14 protein-coding genes and 2 tRNA genes are annotated in these 14,258 nt (G+C 73.0%); 11 read left to right on the top strand and 5 right to left on the bottom strand.

Annotated elements, in window-relative coordinates:
• Positions 1-233: 233 nt before the first annotated feature.
• Complete coding sequence (locus tag E4U91_RS17120; RefSeq protein WP_404766034.1) at positions 234-971, bottom strand: SSI family serine proteinase inhibitor; 738 nt, start codon at positions 969-971, stop codon at positions 234-236.
• Positions 972-1,216: 245 nt separating this feature from the next.
• On the opposite strand from E4U91_RS17120, the gene E4U91_RS17115 reads away from it, so the two are divergent.
• The 3 genes from E4U91_RS17115 to E4U91_RS17105 all read left to right on the top strand — a co-directional run bounded on the left by E4U91_RS17115 (position 1,217) and on the right by E4U91_RS17105 (position 1,851).
• Positions 1,217-1,307: transfer RNA gene (locus E4U91_RS17115), tRNA-Ser, on the top strand.
• Positions 1,308-1,497: 190 nt separating this feature from the next.
• Positions 1,498-1,570 (top strand) — tRNA-Arg (locus E4U91_RS17110).
• Positions 1,571-1,662: 92 nt separating this feature from the next.
• Entirely contained in the window at positions 1,663-1,851 is a 189-nt protein-coding gene (locus E4U91_RS17105) for a hypothetical protein (RefSeq protein ID WP_137307655.1), read from the top strand.
• Positions 1,852-1,867: 16 nt separating this feature from the next.
• Here E4U91_RS17105 and E4U91_RS17100 read toward each other — a convergent pair whose 3' ends face one another.
• Positions 1,868-2,206 (bottom strand): hypothetical protein, encoded by a 339-nt coding sequence (locus E4U91_RS17100; RefSeq protein ID WP_241678611.1) that lies wholly within the window; start codon positions 2,204-2,206, stop codon positions 1,868-1,870.
• A 136-nt stretch (positions 2,207-2,342) separates the two neighbouring features.
• Complete coding sequence (locus E4U91_RS17095; RefSeq protein ID WP_137307654.1) at positions 2,343-2,861, bottom strand: DinB family protein; 519 nt, start codon at positions 2,859-2,861, stop codon at positions 2,343-2,345.
• Between the two features lie 381 nt (positions 2,862-3,242).
• Here E4U91_RS17095 and E4U91_RS17085 point away from each other — a divergent pair, with 381 nt between their 5' ends.
• Together E4U91_RS17085 and E4U91_RS17080 are read left to right on the top strand one after the other, a co-directional pair.
• Positions 3,243-3,770 carry a SigE family RNA polymerase sigma factor gene (locus E4U91_RS17085; protein ID WP_137307652.1) on the top strand — a complete coding sequence of 176 codons (528 nt, stop codon included), beginning with the start codon at positions 3,243-3,245 and terminating at the stop codon, positions 3,768-3,770.
• 119 nt (positions 3,771-3,889) lie between these two features.
• Positions 3,890-5,182, top strand: a complete 1,293-nt coding sequence (locus E4U91_RS17080) for a hypothetical protein (protein ID WP_137307651.1) — start codon at positions 3,890-3,892, stop codon at positions 5,180-5,182.
• 27 nt (positions 5,183-5,209) lie between these two features.
• Here E4U91_RS17080 and E4U91_RS17075 read toward each other — a convergent pair whose 3' ends face one another.
• Positions 5,210-5,911: a rhomboid family intramembrane serine protease gene (locus E4U91_RS17075; protein WP_137307650.1), complete on the bottom strand. Its 702-nt coding sequence runs from the start codon at positions 5,909-5,911 to the stop codon at positions 5,210-5,212.
• Between the two features lie 76 nt (positions 5,912-5,987).
• Complete coding sequence (locus tag E4U91_RS17070) at positions 5,988-6,548, bottom strand: MarR family winged helix-turn-helix transcriptional regulator (RefSeq protein WP_241678609.1); 561 nt, start codon at positions 6,546-6,548, stop codon at positions 5,988-5,990.
• Positions 6,549-6,657: 109 nt separating this feature from the next.
• Between E4U91_RS17070 and E4U91_RS17065 the strand changes: the two genes are divergently transcribed.
• The 6 genes from E4U91_RS17065 to E4U91_RS17040 all read left to right on the top strand — a co-directional run bounded on the left by E4U91_RS17065 (position 6,658) and on the right by E4U91_RS17040 (position 14,155).
• Positions 6,658-7,134, top strand: coding sequence for an HGxxPAAW family protein (locus E4U91_RS17065; RefSeq protein ID WP_137307649.1), 477 nt, complete (start codon positions 6,658-6,660; stop codon positions 7,132-7,134).
• Positions 7,055-7,948, top strand: coding sequence for a DUF2797 domain-containing protein (locus E4U91_RS17060; protein ID WP_137307648.1), 894 nt, complete (start codon positions 7,055-7,057; stop codon positions 7,946-7,948). Before E4U91_RS17065 ends, E4U91_RS17060 begins: the two co-directional genes overlap by 80 nt.
• Before the next feature lie 147 nt (positions 7,949-8,095).
• Positions 8,096-8,833, top strand: a complete 738-nt coding sequence (locus tag E4U91_RS17055) for a response regulator transcription factor (protein WP_137307647.1) — start codon at positions 8,096-8,098, stop codon at positions 8,831-8,833.
• A complete protein-coding gene (locus E4U91_RS17050) occupies positions 8,830-10,530 on the top strand; it encodes a sensor histidine kinase (RefSeq protein WP_137307646.1) in 1,701 nt (566 codons plus the stop codon). The genes E4U91_RS17055 and E4U91_RS17050 overlap by 4 nt, the downstream gene beginning before the upstream one ends.
• Positions 10,531-10,544: 14 nt before the next feature.
• On the top strand, positions 10,545-11,975 hold the full coding sequence (locus E4U91_RS17045; protein ID WP_137307645.1) for a bifunctional glycosyltransferase family 2/GtrA family protein: 1,431 nt from the start codon (positions 10,545-10,547) through the stop codon (positions 11,973-11,975).
• The gene (locus E4U91_RS17040) at positions 11,972-14,155 is read left to right on the top strand and encodes a glycosyltransferase family 39 protein (protein WP_137307644.1); all 2,184 of its coding nucleotides are present in this window, start codon (positions 11,972-11,974) and stop codon (positions 14,153-14,155) included. The genes E4U91_RS17045 and E4U91_RS17040 overlap by 4 nt, the downstream gene beginning before the upstream one ends.
• Positions 14,156-14,258 lie beyond the last annotated feature (103 nt).

Raw genomic sequence — 14,258 nt, 5'->3', positions numbered from 1 at the left:
CCCTGTTACCGCACCTTGCCGACCGCTCGGGCCATCTTGCCAAGGGGCCCGCGGGGTGTCACGCGAGGGAGTCTAAGGGCTGGGGTCGTGCGAGCGGCGCCGGATGAGAGCGACCTCGCACGAGGAGATGACCCGGCCGGTGGACACGTGTACGACCCTCGCACGGACCTTCGCGAGAGCTTCGCGCGGCGTTCACGGGGCCGGGGGCTTAGGAGAGGCGCCGGAACCGGGGGTCAACGGGCCGGCCGGGGCTCGGGGGCGGGTTCGGGGAGGGGGGCCGGGAGGGGCGCGGGGAGGAGGGAGGGGTGAGCCGCGGGGAGCGGCCGGGGCAAGGGGTGGGGCAGGGGATGGGGCGCGGGCCGGGCGGCCGGCCGGTGGGCGGCGTGCGAGGCCGGGCGGGACGGGTCGGCCGGCTGGGCCGGGTGGGACGCGTGGGACCAGTCGGCCGGGGGGCGGGACGCCGGCCGGCCGGTCGACACCTCGGGGAGCAGGGGGACGAAGCGGTCCCACCGCTCGATCTCGCACCCGTTGGCACGCTCGAACGTGGCATCGACGGGGCGTCCGGCCCACCGTCCGGTGACGTGCGCGGTGGCGGGACCGCCGTACTGGAGGGTGCACACGCTGCCCGCGGGCACGGGGGCGAAGGCGTCGCGCCCCCAGACGCTGTTCCGGTCGAGGGCGGCGCAGGCGGCGTCGGCGTGGGGGTGACTGCCGCCGCCGGGGTGGCAGGAGAGCTGGTAGACGCCGTCGGCGCCGGGGACTCCGCTGTCCCGGACGGTGACGAGGAGCTGGTCCCCGCGCGCGTAGTCGGGCCGGTCCTCGTCACGGACGGGGGGCGGGGCGAGGGGGGAGGCGTGGGCGGCGAGGGTGGCGAAGGGCGCGAGGGCGGCGAGGGAGGCGAGGGCGGACACGACGCCGAGGGCGCGGACGTGCCGGCGTCGGGGGGAGGGGGCGGGGGTCGGGGTTGTCACCGGGGCTGGGGTCGCGGAAGTCGCGGAGATGTGGGCCATGCCGTGCCTAACGCGGGGCGGGGGGAGGACGTTGCGCGCGGACGGTGCGGACGGTGCGGACGGTGCGGGCGGACGCCGCGAGCGGCGGGAGAACCCCTTTGCCCTGCGCCCGGCCCGCCTAGTACCGTGGAGGCCGATTGGTGACACGACGCTCGACTGTGTCATCATCTGCACGCACCACTCGCACACACGCGAGCGGCTGTGCTGGAGGCGTCGCCTAGTCCGGTCTATGGCGCCGCACTGCTAATGCGGTTTGGGTCTTAAAGCCCATCGAGGGTTCAAATCCCTCCGCCTCCGCGCGATCAAGAAGCCCCGGTCCACAGGACCGGGGCTTCGGTGTTCCCGGCCACCCCCGAAGATGTCGTTTTCGCAGGTCACAAGGGGTAGGCCAAACGGATTTCACATGACGGCGGCAGTCATGTAATGTTCTTCCTGTCGCCGCGAGGGGCCCGCAAGGACCAGGAGCGAAGACGAAAAAACTAAACAAGCACTCGTAGCTTAATGGATAGAGCATCTGACTACGGATCAGAAGGTTGCAGGTTCGAGTCCTGCCGAGTGCACACAGACCAGAGGCCCCGGAGAGATCCGGGGCCTCTGGCGTTTGCGCGTCCTACAGCACCGGAGTACGGCAACCGCTGGGGGGAGGAGGAGCGTGAGCAGGAGGCGCTACGTCGCCAGGGGGGTGCCGGGTGGCTACCGGATCTGGGACAACCGGGGCCGCCGCTGGTGGGGCGACGTCTACGAGTTGTGCCCGGACGACCTCCTGACCGAACTCAACGGTCCGGCGGACCAGACGCGGATCACCGCGCTGATGAAGCGCTACCGAGCCCAGAAGCGATAGGACCAGGGGCCCCGGATCACTCCGCGGCCTCCGGCGTTGACGGGCGAGTCCACACCCGCCGGAACTCCTCCGCCGGGATGGGCTGCAGCGGGTCCACCGCGGGATCGATCGCTTGGTCCGTCAGCCCGCCGTGCTCGTCCTCCATGTGCTCCCAGCTGTGCCGGTGGAGTTGGCCCGCCGAGGTCAGCTCGGCCTGCTTGAGGACGGTCAGCTCGCCGCGGTCGGGTACCGCCTCGACGTACCACAGACCGCCTTCGTCGTCGGCATGGCGGAAGTAGTGCCGCGAGGTCGCGCTCTCGTCGAGTGCGCGGTAGTAGGCCATGATCTCTGCCGCGATGCGCTCCGGGTCAGCCACGGGACCATCGTGCCCGCGATCGGCCCGGGAGAGGTGCCCAGCGCCGTAGCTGTTCCGCCGGCGTTCGACGCCGACAGCGGACTCCGGCACCGGGCAAGGGTCCGGGCAACGCCTCGACCCGCCGCGAAAGCCCGCCTCACCCCATCGTCTTCGCCCCGTCCAGGCTCTCCCGGATGATGTCCGCGTGGCCCGAGTGCTGGGCCGTTTCGCCGATGATGTGGAGGATCGTGCGGCGGGCCGACCAGTGGGTGTTCGGCTGGTGCCAGGGAGCCTTCGGGAGGGGCTGGGTCGCGTTCAGGTCCGGGAGCGCGGCGATCAGTTCGTCGGTGGCCCGGGCCGTTTCGGCGTAGGCGTCCAGGACCCCGGCCAGCGTCTCGCCCGGCTGCATCCGGAACTCGGCCGCCCGGCGTGCCCAGTCGGCCTCCGTCATCTTCGTGAAGTCGCCCATGACCGACGGGCCTTCGGCGATGAAGGCCGTCCAGTTCCGCTCCACGGCGGTGACGTGCTTGATCAAGCCGCCCAGGCACAGCTCGCTCGCCGTCGTGCGCAGACCCGCTTGCTCGTCGGTCAGGTCGCGCGTCGTCTGCCGCAGCAGCCGCCGGTGCTTCGCCAGCGTCTCCAGGAGATCGGCGCGTTCGTCCTCGGGTGTGGTCATGGGGGGACGGTAGAGAGGACATAGGTCAGATCCTGACCTAATGGCAGAGGCTAGGGTGCGCCGCATGAGTACCGATGCGCCTGTCTGTCCCGAGTGCGGTGCGGCCATGAGGGCCGGTGGGCTCGCGCTCTGCTTGCGGGAGGACGACGGCCGGCGGGCCTGTCGTGCGTTGTGGCGGTGCGCCGGTCGGCATGTCTGGTGGCGGTGGGCGGATCGGGTGGACAGCCCTTTGGAGAAGTGTCCGGTGCCCGGCGCTTTCCGGTGACGGCGACGGCGGGTGGAGGCGCTCGGCTCCTGGTGCACGCGATTCGTCTGCAACATTCCCGTCCGCCATCGCGTCGGTGAGGTGTAGGCCGATGCAGGGCTCCGAGGGGTGGGGATGTGGGTAGGTCGCGGACACGGGCCAGGGCGGACGAGTTCTTGGAGTTCGCCGCGGGGAGCGGGGGGCACCTGTACCGTTCCGCGTGCCTGCTCACCAGCGGTGACACCCACCTCGCCGAGGACCTGGTGCAGGAGACGCTCGGCCGGATGTACGCGCTGTGGGGACGCATCTCCCGCATCGACAATCCCGCGGCGTACGCGCAGACCGTCCTCGTCCGTACGTTCCTCACGCAGCGGCGCCGGTACTCCGCGTCCGAACGGCCCCTGGCCGACCTGCCGGAGCTTCCCGTCCCGCACGGCGCGGACGACCCGGCGCTGCGACTGGCCCTGCTCCAGGCGCTCCGTGAACTCCCGCCCAAGGACCGGGCGGTGGTGATGCTGCGCTACTGGGAGGACCGCACGGTCGAGGAGACGGCCGACGCGATGAACGTGAGTGCCCTCGCCGTCCGCAGCCGTTCGAGCAGAGCGCTCGCCAAGCTTCGGGCACGGCTGGGCGGCAGCCTCACCGAACTGGCCGGCTCCGGCTGACGGGGACGGGCCGCGTCCGCCAGGCCCACGGCCCGTCCGGGCTGTGCCGTGCCGTGCTCGGCAGCCGTCCCCCGCCTCGTCCCCACCCCCGCATCGACACAGGAACTGGTGGCTTTCCCATGCGCTTCGAAGACGAAGTCGGCCGGGCACTTCGCCTCACGGCCGGCGCCTACTCCACCGAACAGCGGCTCCTCGCGGAACGCGCTCTCGCCCGCGGCCGCCGGCGCGTGGCACGCCGCCGGATCGCCGTCGCGGGCGGCAGCGCGATGGCCGCCGCCCTCGTGGCCGTGGCCGGTGTCCAGGTGGGCGGTTCGGGGGACGGCGGCGGTCGGGGGAACCCTGCCGCGACATCGGGGTCCGACCACGACTACCGACGTTTCTCGGTCACCCGCGAGGAGATCCAGAACATCCTGTCCAACGGCATGGGGCGGGCCGGCGTCGCCACCGCGTACCCCGAGCTGAAGGCCGCGGGCAGCTCCGGCCCGGACCGGCCCGCGACCGCCTCGTTCGACTTCGGTGACGGCTGGGGCCGGGCCAGGGTCACGCTCTCCGTACGCCGCGTGGATCCGGCACAGCCGGGACTGAAGAAGCTGATCACCTGCCCGCCGCGGGCCGGGTCACCGTACGAGGAGTGCACGACCCAGAGCGACAACCGCGCCGTGAAGGGGTACACCGAGGCCGGCAAGGCCGGGGGCATCAAGAAGTGGGCGGTCACGATGCTCTCGCCCCAGGGGTACGTCATCGATGTCGCCACCTACAACATCCCCTCAGCCTCAGCCTCAGCCTCGCCCTCGCCCTCGTCCTCGTCCTCGTCCTCGTGGGAGACGGCGCATCCGGGTGTGAGGGTGACGCCCCGCGCGACGGCGCCGTCCCATGAACCAGCCCCCCCGCTGAGCCGCAACCCCCGGATGAACCCCGGCAAGTTGCGCTACCTGGCGATGTTCGTCGACGCCTCCTTCACCGGCGCGGGCGAGCCCAACTCCTTCGGCACCGTCACGCCGGGTTCACGGCCCGAGCCGGGCGACATCCTGCCCGTGCTGAAGTCCCTGCTCCCCAAGCGCCTCCACATCTACTCGGAAGGCGGCACGGGAGCGGACGGCCATGTCGTGGTGGTCGATCCCGACAAGGGGTACACCACGTACATCCAGGCCGTGCGGACCGCCGGCGACAAGGAGTTCTGGAGCCAGACCCTGCCCGACGGCACGAAGGTCGGCACCCGGCGCACGGCCGGCGAACAGCCGGGCGTCATCGAACTGCGGGCCGACGCGCTCCGCGTCAACGGACTCTGGATGTCCCTCACCGCCTACAACGCGCCGAGCCCCACCTCCAAGAAGAGGGGCGCCGAGCCCGCGATCACGCTCGACGAGCTCAAGGCCATGGCCGTCAGCCGAGCCTGGCTCCTCGCCCGGTAACCGCCCCGGCGGGCCCCGTCGGCCCGCTCAGAGCAGCCCCAGGTCCCCCAGCTCCTTGTGCAGGTCCGCCCGCGGGGGCGCCGTGGCCGACGGCTCCCCGCCGCCCCCGCCGCCCCCACCGCCACCCCCGGACGCCGACCGCCGCTTCCCCCGGTCCCTGAACAGCCACGCGCCCAGGACCCCTCCGGCCAGGCCGCCCAGGTGGCCCAGCCAGCTCACCCCGGGGGTGCCCGGTACGGCCACCGTCAGGAGGTAGGCGAAGGACGCCGCCATCACCACGCCGATCAGGGTGTCGATCAGGTGGCGGTCGAAGAGGCCGCGGACGACCACGTACCCGAAGTAGCCGAAGACCAGGCCGCTCGCGCCCACCGTGTCCACGCCGCCCCGTTCGAACAGCCAGACCGCCATGCCGCTGGTCAGCGCGACCAGCAGGGTCAGGCCCAGGAACCGGGTCACTCCGCGGTACGCGGCCAGGAAGCCGAAGACGAACAGGGGGCCGGAGTTGGCCTCGATGTGGTTCCAGCTCCAGTGCAGCAGCGGCGCCGAGAGGAGCGCGGGCAGGCTGTCGGCGTCGCCCGGGACCACGCCGTGGTCGCGGGAGAGGTCGTAGCCGTCGGCGGCGTTCGCCAGCTGGACGAGCCAGATCAGGGCCACGAAGGCGAACATCACGAAGAACGCCTTGCGCGCCTCCGCGACCATCACCTCCGCACGGCCGTTCGTGTCCCCCATGCCGTCTCCCTCCCCCGGGCGGATCCGTGCCCCGTCCGCCGTTTCCGCGCACTCTACAAACCCGCCCGGCCCCGCCTCACCCGCCGGGAGCTTCCGGGGAACGGCCCGCGTCCCCCGCCCCCCGCTCCTGCCCCCGCAGCTCCTCCCGGTACGCGTTCGCCAGCTCCGTCGCCCTCCTGAACCAGTCCGTCAGCACGGCGATCTCGTCCGGCGCGTAGGAGGCGAACAGGGCCGTGAGGCGTTCGTAGTACGGCCCGTACAGGGCGAGGACCCGGGCCACCGCCTCCGGTTCCGCCGCCACCCGGACGCGGCGGCGGTCCGTGGGGTCGGCGCGGCGGGTGATCCAGCCGGCGCGTTCGAGGCGGTTGAGGATGCCGGTCACCGCGCCCGTGGTCACGTGCACCTTCGTCGCCAGCTCGCCCGCCGTCACCAGGTGCTCGCCGGCCTGGAGGACGTACGCAAACGTCGTCAGGTCGGTGACGTTCACGCCCAGGCGCTGCGCCATCTCCTGCTGGCCGACCATGCTGCCCGCGATCAGGTCGTCCATCGCCGACAGCGCCTGCGCGGGCGTCGCCGTCGGACGGTCGCTGGTCGCCGGTTCCACGGCCTCGTCCGGCATCGCGGGTTCCTCGCTCATGGGTCCTCTGTCTCGTGGCTGAAGCGTCGGCTCCCTTGTTATCCGCTTTCGAGATGTCTTACCTTGTAAGAGGTTCAGAAACATAACTTCTTACATCGTGAGGTAATCCATGAGCGTGCATCCGTACGACGAGGGCCACACCGTCGCCGGCTGGACGGGCGTCGCCATCGCGACCGTCGGGACCTCCGTCATGGGCGTCGGCGTGTGCACGGTCTCGCCCTTCGCCCTGGTCCTCGGCGGGGTGATCGACGTCCTGGCGCTGCTCGTCACCTGGGCACTGCACCTGAGCGGCTGGGGCAAGCCGCCCGGGATCCGGCCGCGGGCGCAGTGGAGCATGCGGGTGCGCGACCCGCACGCGCGCGAGGGGCACCCGGAGTGCCTGGGCTGCCGCCTCGCCGGGCGCGGACGCGAGCATGCGGCCTCACCCCAGGTGGCCTCCTCCCAGGTGGCCTCCTCCCCGGTGGCCTCGCCCCCGCTGTCAGTGCCTCCCTCTACGCTCGCGAGTGATGGCACAGGCATGGAGGTGCGCGGCGCTGCGCTGGTCGGCGGGCAGCCCGGAGCTGACCTGGGACGGGGGGCGTCGTAGCCCGCTGTCCTGGGGGAAGGGCGTGGCCTTCGCGGTCGCGCCGGGGGAGGTCAGGAGGTGCGTGGGGGCGCGGGGGCACCCCTGTCCGCGCCGGACGCCGGTGCCGGCGCGGGGGACGGGCGGGCGGTGCGAGGAGTGCGCGCGGCTGGACCGGGCGCACTCGGTCGCGGCGGACACGCTCGCCGACGACCCGCGGCCGTACCACGTGTACCTGGCCTGGTTCGGCCCCGGGATGGCCAAGGTCGGCATCACCGCCGTCGAGCGCGGCACCGCCCGGCTGCTGGAGCAGGGCGCCGTCTGCTTCACCTGGCTCGGCGCGGGCCCGCTGATGGCCGCCCGGCGCACCGAGGAGCTGCTGCGGGCCGCCCTGCGCGTGCCCGACCGCATCCCGTACGCCGAGAAGCGCGCCGTGCGCTCGCGGCTGCCGGCGGGCGAGGCCGAGCGGGCGGCGGAGCTGGCCGACCTGCACGCGCGGGCCGTCGGCCTCACCGGCTGGCCGGAGTCGCTGGCACCCGCGCCGTTCCGCCCGGTCGACCACGTACGGGCGTTCGGGCTCGACCACGACGCCCCGGCCGCCGTCGGGGAGGTGACCGAGCTGACCGCCGGGGGCGGGGTGCGCGGGGAGCTCGTCGCGGCCGCCGGACCGGACCTGCACCTGCGCACCGCGCGGGACACCGTCGTCGTCCTGGACACCCGGCTGATGACAGGCTGGGACCTCGTGCCGCCGGCCGAGGACGGGGACGCCCCACCCGCCTTTCCCGTACGGCGTTTCGGGGCCCCCGGTGACGCCGCACGGCAGGACGGGCTCTTCTGACCGTCAGCCCTCCTCCCGCGACCGCGCCACGACCGCACGGAAGAACTCCCGCTCCCCGCACGGTTCCTGGGAGCCCCCTGTGTGTTTCTCAGGGAAATCACAGACGAGCGAAAGCGTGTTCTCAGAGGGCCCCGACAAGGTGTCACCATGACCACGACCTCGCCCCAGGGGCGCACCGAACTGCTGAGGCCGGACGGGAGCCCCGTCCGCGTGCTGGTGGTGGACGACGAGCTGTCGATCACCGAGCTCCTGTCCATGGCCCTGCGCTACGAGGGCTGGCAGATCCGCAGCGCCGGGGACGGGCAGGGCGCCCTCCAGACGGCGCGGGAGTTCCGGCCGGACGCCGTCGTCCTGGACATGATGCTGCCGGACATGGACGGCCTCGCCGTCCTCGGCCGGCTCCGCCGTGAGCTGCCCGACGTGCCCGTGCTGTTCCTGACGGCCAAGGACGCCGTCGAGGACCGGATCGCCGGTCTCACCGCGGGCGGCGACGACTACGTCACCAAGCCGTTCAGCCTGGAGGAGGTCGTTGCCCGGCTGCGCGGCCTGATCCGGCGCTCGGGTGCCGCCGACCGCCGCTCCGACTCCGTGCTCGTGGTCGGCGACCTCACCCTCGACGAGGACAGCCACGAGGTCTACCGGGGCGGCGACTCCATCCACCTGACCGCCACCGAGTTCGAGCTGCTGCGCTTCCTGATGCGCAACCCGCGGCGCGTGCTCAGCAAGGCGCAGATCCTCGACCGGGTGTGGTCCTACGACTTCGGCGGCCAGGCCAACGTGGTCGAGCTCTACATCTCGTACCTCCGCCGGAAGATCGACGCCGGACGCGAGCCGATGATCCACACCCGGCGCGGGGCCGGTTACCTGATCAAGCCCGCCGCATGAGCGGGCGGCGACGGCCGCGTGCACAGCAGCCGCGGAGGCGCCGGGCCGGCCGGCCGCGCACCCTGCGGACCCGGCTCGTCGTCGCGTCTGTGGTGCTGATCGCCGTCGTCTGCACGGTGATCGGCTCCGTCACCACCCTCGCCCTGCGCTCCCACCTCTACCAGCAGCTCGACGGTCGCCTGCTGGAGGTGGCCGCCCGCGTGGCACCCCGCGACTTCGGCCCGCTGGACCAGCCCAGCACCGGCACCGGCACCGGCACCGACAACAGCACCGACACCGGCACCGGCGACGCCACCGTGCCGCGCCGGCAGCAGAGCCCCCTGGGCAAGCTCCCCGCGGAGACCGACCTCACCTCCTTCGTCACCCACGGCCCGGTGCCGGACGGCACGATCGCCGCCAAGGTCCGCAACGGCACCGTCACCGACTCCCGGCGCGGGAAGTCCACGGGCAGCGGCAACTTCGCGATGACCGCCAAGGCACTCGGCGAGGCGCAGGTCGAGGTGCTCAACTCCGTCTCCCAGGACGGCGCCGTGCACACCGTGGACCTGCCCGGACTCGGCGACTACCGCGTCAAGTACACGACCAACGGCACCTACGCCTACTACGTCGCCATCCCGACGTCGGACGCCGACACCACCCTCCGCACGCTGGTCCTCGTCGAGATCAGCGTCACCGCGGCCGGGCTGATCGCCGCCTCCCTCGCCGGCACGGTGATCGTCAGCGTCGCCACCCGCCCCCTGCGCCGGGTCGCCCACACCGCCACCCGGGTCTCCGAACTCCCGCTGCACACCGGAGAGGTGAACCTCAGCGAGCGCGTCCCCGAGGCCGAGTGCGACCCGCACACCGAGGTCGGCCAGGTCGGCGCCGCGCTCAACCGCATGCTCGACCACGTCCACGGCGCCCTGCACGCCCGCCAGCGCAGCGAGACGCGGGTGCGCCAGTTCGTCGCCGACGCCAGTCACGAGCTGCGCACCCCCCTCGCCTCCATCCGCGGCTACGCCGAGCTGACCCGGCGCGGCCGCGAGCAGGTCGGCCCCGACACCCGGCACGCCCTGGGCCGCATCGAGTCCGAGGCGGGCCGGATGACGCTGCTCGTGGAGGACCTGCTGCTGCTCGCTCGGCTCGACGCGGGCCGCCCGCTGCAGTTCGGGCAGACCGACCTCGTCCCGCTGGTCGTCGACACCGTCAGCGACGCCCGCGCGGCCGGCCGCGACCACGTCTGGCGCCTGGAGCTGCCCGAGGAACCGGCGCTCGTCTCCGCCGACGCGGCCCGCCTGCAACAGGTGCTGGTCAACCTCCTCGCCAACGCCCGCACCCACACGCCGCCCGGCACGACCGTCACCGCGCGCGTGCGGCGCGGCGGCCCGTGGCTGTGCGTGGACGTCGAGGACGACGGCCAGGGCATCCCGCCGGAGCTGCTCCCGCGCGTCTTCGAACGGTTCGCGCGCGGCGACTCCGCGCGCTCGCGCGCCACCGGCTCGACCGGCCTCGGCCTCGCCATCGTGCAGGCCGTGGCGGCCGCGCACGACGGTGCGGTGACCGTCGACAGCGTGCCGGGCCGGACCGTGTTCACGGTCCACCTGCCCGCCCTCGGGGGTGTCTCGCCCGCGGCGCCCCGCCCCGCGCACGGAACCGGGCGGAACCACGACTCACAGGCACAGCACAGTGCCGCCACATGGGTGCGACAGGGCTCCTGACGAGAGTCGTCGGTATGCGAACCGACTCTTCTCCCGGCACCCTGCCGGCGCGGGAGCACCTCCCGGCCGGACCAGCCGGTACGCCTGTCCTGGACGTAGTGATCCCCGTCCACAACGAGGAGAGGGACCTCCAGCCGTGCGTGCTCCGCCTGCACGAGCACCTCGAGCGCACCTTCCCGTACCCGTTCCGCATCACCATCGCGGACAACGCGTCGACGGACGCCACCCCCGAGGTGGCCCGCCGGCTGGAGGCGCGGATCACCGGGGTCCGGACGCTCCGGCTGGAGCAGAAGGGCCGCGGCCGCGCGCTGCGCACCGTCTGGTCGACCTCCGACGCCCCGATCCTCGCCTACATGGACGTGGACCTGTCCACCGACCTCAACGCCCTGCTGCCGCTGGTGGCACCGCTGATCTCCGGCCACTCCGACCTGGCGATCGGCTCCCGGCTCGCCCGCAGCGCGCGGGTGGTGCGCGGCCCCAAGCGCGAGTTCATCTCCCGCTCCTACAACCTGATCCTGCGCGGCTCGCTGCAGGCCCGCTTCTCGGACGCGCAGTGCGGCTTCAAGGCGATCCGCCGGGACGTCGCACAAGTCCTGCTCCCGCTGGTGGAAGACACGGGCTGGTTCTTCGACACTGAGATGCTGGTGCTCGCCGAGCGGGCCGGCTGCCGTATCCACGAGGTGCCGGTCGACTGGGTCGACGACCCGGACTCCACCGTGCACATCGTGCGGACGGCGACCGAGGACCTGAAGGGGGTGTGGCGCGTCGGGAAGGCGCTGGCCACCGGTTCGCTGCCACTGGACCGGCTGACCAGGCCGTTCGGGGACGACCCCCGCGACCGCGAGATCATGGACGTACCCAAGGGACTGGCCCGTCAGCTCGTCGGCTTCTGCGTCGTCGGGGGTCTGTCGACCCTCTTCTACCTGCTGCTCTACAGCGGCTTCCGGCTCTTCACCGGCTCCCAGGTCGCCAACGCGCTCGCCCTGCTGATCTCCGCGGTCGCCAACACCGCCGCCAACCGCCGGCTCACCTTCGGCGTGCGCGGCCCGGGCGGGGCCGTCCGGCACCAGGCGCAGGGTCTGGTCGTCTTCGGCATCGGCCTCGCGCTGACCAGCGGCTCACTGGTCGCCCTGAACGCCGCCAACGCCCACCCCGCGCACTCGACCGAACTGGCCGTCCTGGTCGCCGCCAACCTCGCCGCGACCGTCCTGCGCTTCCTGCTCTTCCGCATCTGGGTCTTCTCCGACCGCGACGGCGGCCACCCCGAGCCCACGGCGCCCGGCGGCCCCGCCCCCACCGGCGGCACCCACGCCCCGAATCCCTCCATGCCCCCGACCTCCCCGTTCCGCGCCGGTGGAGCCGCGGACGGCACCTGGCCGCCGGACGTCACCCGGCGCCCCGGCCCGGTCCGCCCCTACGACACCGACCCGGGGGAGACCCGATGACCACCGACTACGACCGCACCCACTGGGGCCCGCCCGCATCGGCCCCTCCGGCGACCCGGACACCGTCCACCCCTCCTCCCCCGGCCGGTCCCGAGTCCGGTGAGCCGCGGCAGCCGTTCGTCCGGAGGCTGTGGCGGGGCCGCCCCGAGGACCCGCGCTGGGCCCGCCCGGCCTTCCTCGCCCTGCTCCTCGCGACGCTGCTGCTCTACCTGTACGACCTCAGCGCCTCCGGCTACGCCAACTCCTTCTACTCCGCGGCCGTCCAGGCCGGCTCGAAGAGCTGGAAGGCGTTCTTCTTCGGCTCGCTGGACGCGGGCAACGCCATCACCGTCGACAAGCCGCCGGCCTCGCTGTGGCCGATGCAGCTGTCGGTGCGGATCTTCGGCCTGAACTCCTGGGCGATCCTCGTCCCCGAGGTGCTGATGGGCGTCGGCACGGTCGCCGTGGTCTACGCCGCCGTACGCCGCCGGTTCAGCCCCACCTCCGGCCTGATCGCGGGCGCGGTGCTGGCGCTGACGCCCGTGGCGGCGCTGATGTTCCGGTTCAACAACCCGGACGCGATGCTCGCCCTGCTGATGGCCGTGGCCTGCTACCTCGTCGTCCGCGCGCTGGAGGACGGCCGGACCAGGTGGCTGGTGTGGGCGGGCGCGGCGATCGGCTTCGCGTTCCTCGCCAAGACCCTCCAGGCGTTCCTGGTCCTGCCGCCGCTGGCCCTCGTGTACGCGGTCTGCGCACCGGTCACGCTGAAGAAGCGCCTCGGCCAACTGGCCCTTGCAACAGCCGCGTTGGCGGTCTCCGGCGGCTGGTGGGTGGCGGTCGTGGAACTGTGGCCGGCGTCCTCGCGCCCGTACATCGGCGGCTCGCAGAACAACTCCTTCCTGGAGCTGACCTTCGGCTACAACGGCCTCGGCCGGCTCAGCGGCGACGAGACGGGCAGCGTCGGCGGGGGCGGCGGGGGCGCGGGCAGCACCGGGCAGTGGGGCGAGACCGGCTGGGACCGGATGGTCAACTCCGAGATCGGCGGCCAGATCTCCTGGCTGCTGCCGGCCGCGCTGATCCTGCTGGCCGCCGGCCTGGTGGCCACGCGCCGGGCCCGCCGCACGTCCGTCACCCGCGGCTCGTTCCTCATCTGGGGCGGCTCGCTGCTGATGACCGCGGTCGTCTTCAGCTACATGGCGGGCATCTTCCACCAGTACTACACGGTCGCCCTCGCCCCCTACCTGGCGGCCGTGACCGGCATGGGCGCCGACCTGCTGTGGGAGAGGCGCCGGGAGCTCTGGGCGTCGCTCACCCTGGCGGCCGCGGCGGTCGCGGCGGCCACCTGGGGCTACGTCCTCCTCCACCGCACCCCCGACTACCTGCCCTGGCTGAGGTGGCTCGTCCTGGTCGGCGGCCTCACCGCCGCGCTCGGCCTGGTCTTCGCGGGCCGGCTCACCCGGCGGCTCGCCCTCGCGGCGGCCTCACTCGGCCTGGTGGCCGCACTGGCCGGCCCGACGGCGTACACCCTGAGCACCGTCCAGCAGGGTCACACCGGGTCCATCGTCACGGCCGGCCCGGCGGGCGCCTCGATGATGGGCGGCGGCCGTCCCGGCGGCGGTCGCGGCGGCTTCGGCGGGGGCGGCACGCCGGGCCAGAACCAGCAGGGCCAACAGGGCGGCCAGCAGGGCCAGAACCAGCAGGGCCAGGGCTTCCCCGGCGGTGGCACGGGCGGCTTCGGCGGCACCCTGCCCGGCCAGGGCGGCGGGCAGACCCGGCAGGGCGGCGGCCCGACCGGCGAAGGCGCGGGCGGCGGCGGGGGCGTAGGCGGACTGCTGAACGGCGCGTCCGTCACCGCCCAGGCCGAGAAGCTGCTGGAGACGGACGCCGGCCGCTACACCTGGGCCGCCGCGGCCATCGGCTCCCAGAACGCCGCGAGCTACCAACTCGCCACCGGCGAACCGGTCATGGCGATCGGCGGCTTCAACGGCACCGACCCGTCCCCGACGTTGGCGCAGTTCAAGCAGTACGTGGCGGACGGGAGGATCCACTACTTCATCGCGGGCGGCTCCATGGGCGGTGGACCGGGCGGCGCTGCGAACGGCACGTCGTCGCAGATCACCTCCTGGATCGAGGCCACGTTCAAGAAGGTGACGGTCGGCTCGGCCACCTTCTACGACCTCACGCAGGAGGCGAGCGGCTGACGGCCCGGCACAGCACAGCACGGGAGGAGGCGGTGTCCCGACGGGCACCGCCTCTTCCCGCATCCCGCTTGTACACCGTACGAGAACTCTTCTACGGTGTACA

The sequence above is a fragment of the Streptomyces lasalocidi genome (genome assembly GCF_005280215.1).
GTDB classification, from domain to species: domain Bacteria; phylum Actinomycetota; class Actinomycetes; order Streptomycetales; family Streptomycetaceae; genus Streptomyces; species Streptomyces longwoodensis.
The sequence above is the reverse complement of the archived record's forward strand: the minus strand, read 5'-3'. Positions and strand labels throughout refer to the sequence as shown.

Excerpts from the sequence above, each read along its gene's own strand:
- E4U91_RS17075 (WP_137307650.1), bottom strand. The coding sequence starts at position 5,911 with ATGGGGGACACGAACGGCCGTGCGGAGGTGATGGTCGCGGAGGCGCGC.
- E4U91_RS17060 (WP_137307648.1), top strand. The coding sequence starts at position 7,055 with ATGGCACAGGCATGGAGGTGCGCGGCGCTGCGCTGGTCGGCGGGCAGC.
- E4U91_RS17095 (WP_137307654.1), bottom strand. The coding sequence starts at position 2,861 with ATGACCACACCCGAGGACGAACGCGCCGATCTCCTGGAGACGCTGGCG.
- E4U91_RS17070 (WP_241678609.1), bottom strand. The coding sequence starts at position 6,548 with ATGAGCGAGGAACCCGCGATGCCGGACGAGGCCGTGGAACCGGCGACC.
- E4U91_RS17050 (WP_137307646.1), top strand. The coding sequence starts at position 8,830 with ATGAGCGGGCGGCGACGGCCGCGTGCACAGCAGCCGCGGAGGCGCCGG.
- E4U91_RS17040 (WP_137307644.1), top strand. The coding sequence starts at position 11,972 with ATGACCACCGACTACGACCGCACCCACTGGGGCCCGCCCGCATCGGCC.
- E4U91_RS17055 (WP_137307647.1), top strand. The coding sequence starts at position 8,096 with ATGACCACGACCTCGCCCCAGGGGCGCACCGAACTGCTGAGGCCGGAC.
- E4U91_RS17065 (WP_137307649.1), top strand. The coding sequence starts at position 6,658 with ATGAGCGTGCATCCGTACGACGAGGGCCACACCGTCGCCGGCTGGACG.
- E4U91_RS17045 (WP_137307645.1), top strand. The coding sequence starts at position 10,545 with ATGCGAACCGACTCTTCTCCCGGCACCCTGCCGGCGCGGGAGCACCTC.
- E4U91_RS17080 (WP_137307651.1), top strand. The coding sequence starts at position 3,890 with ATGCGCTTCGAAGACGAAGTCGGCCGGGCACTTCGCCTCACGGCCGGC.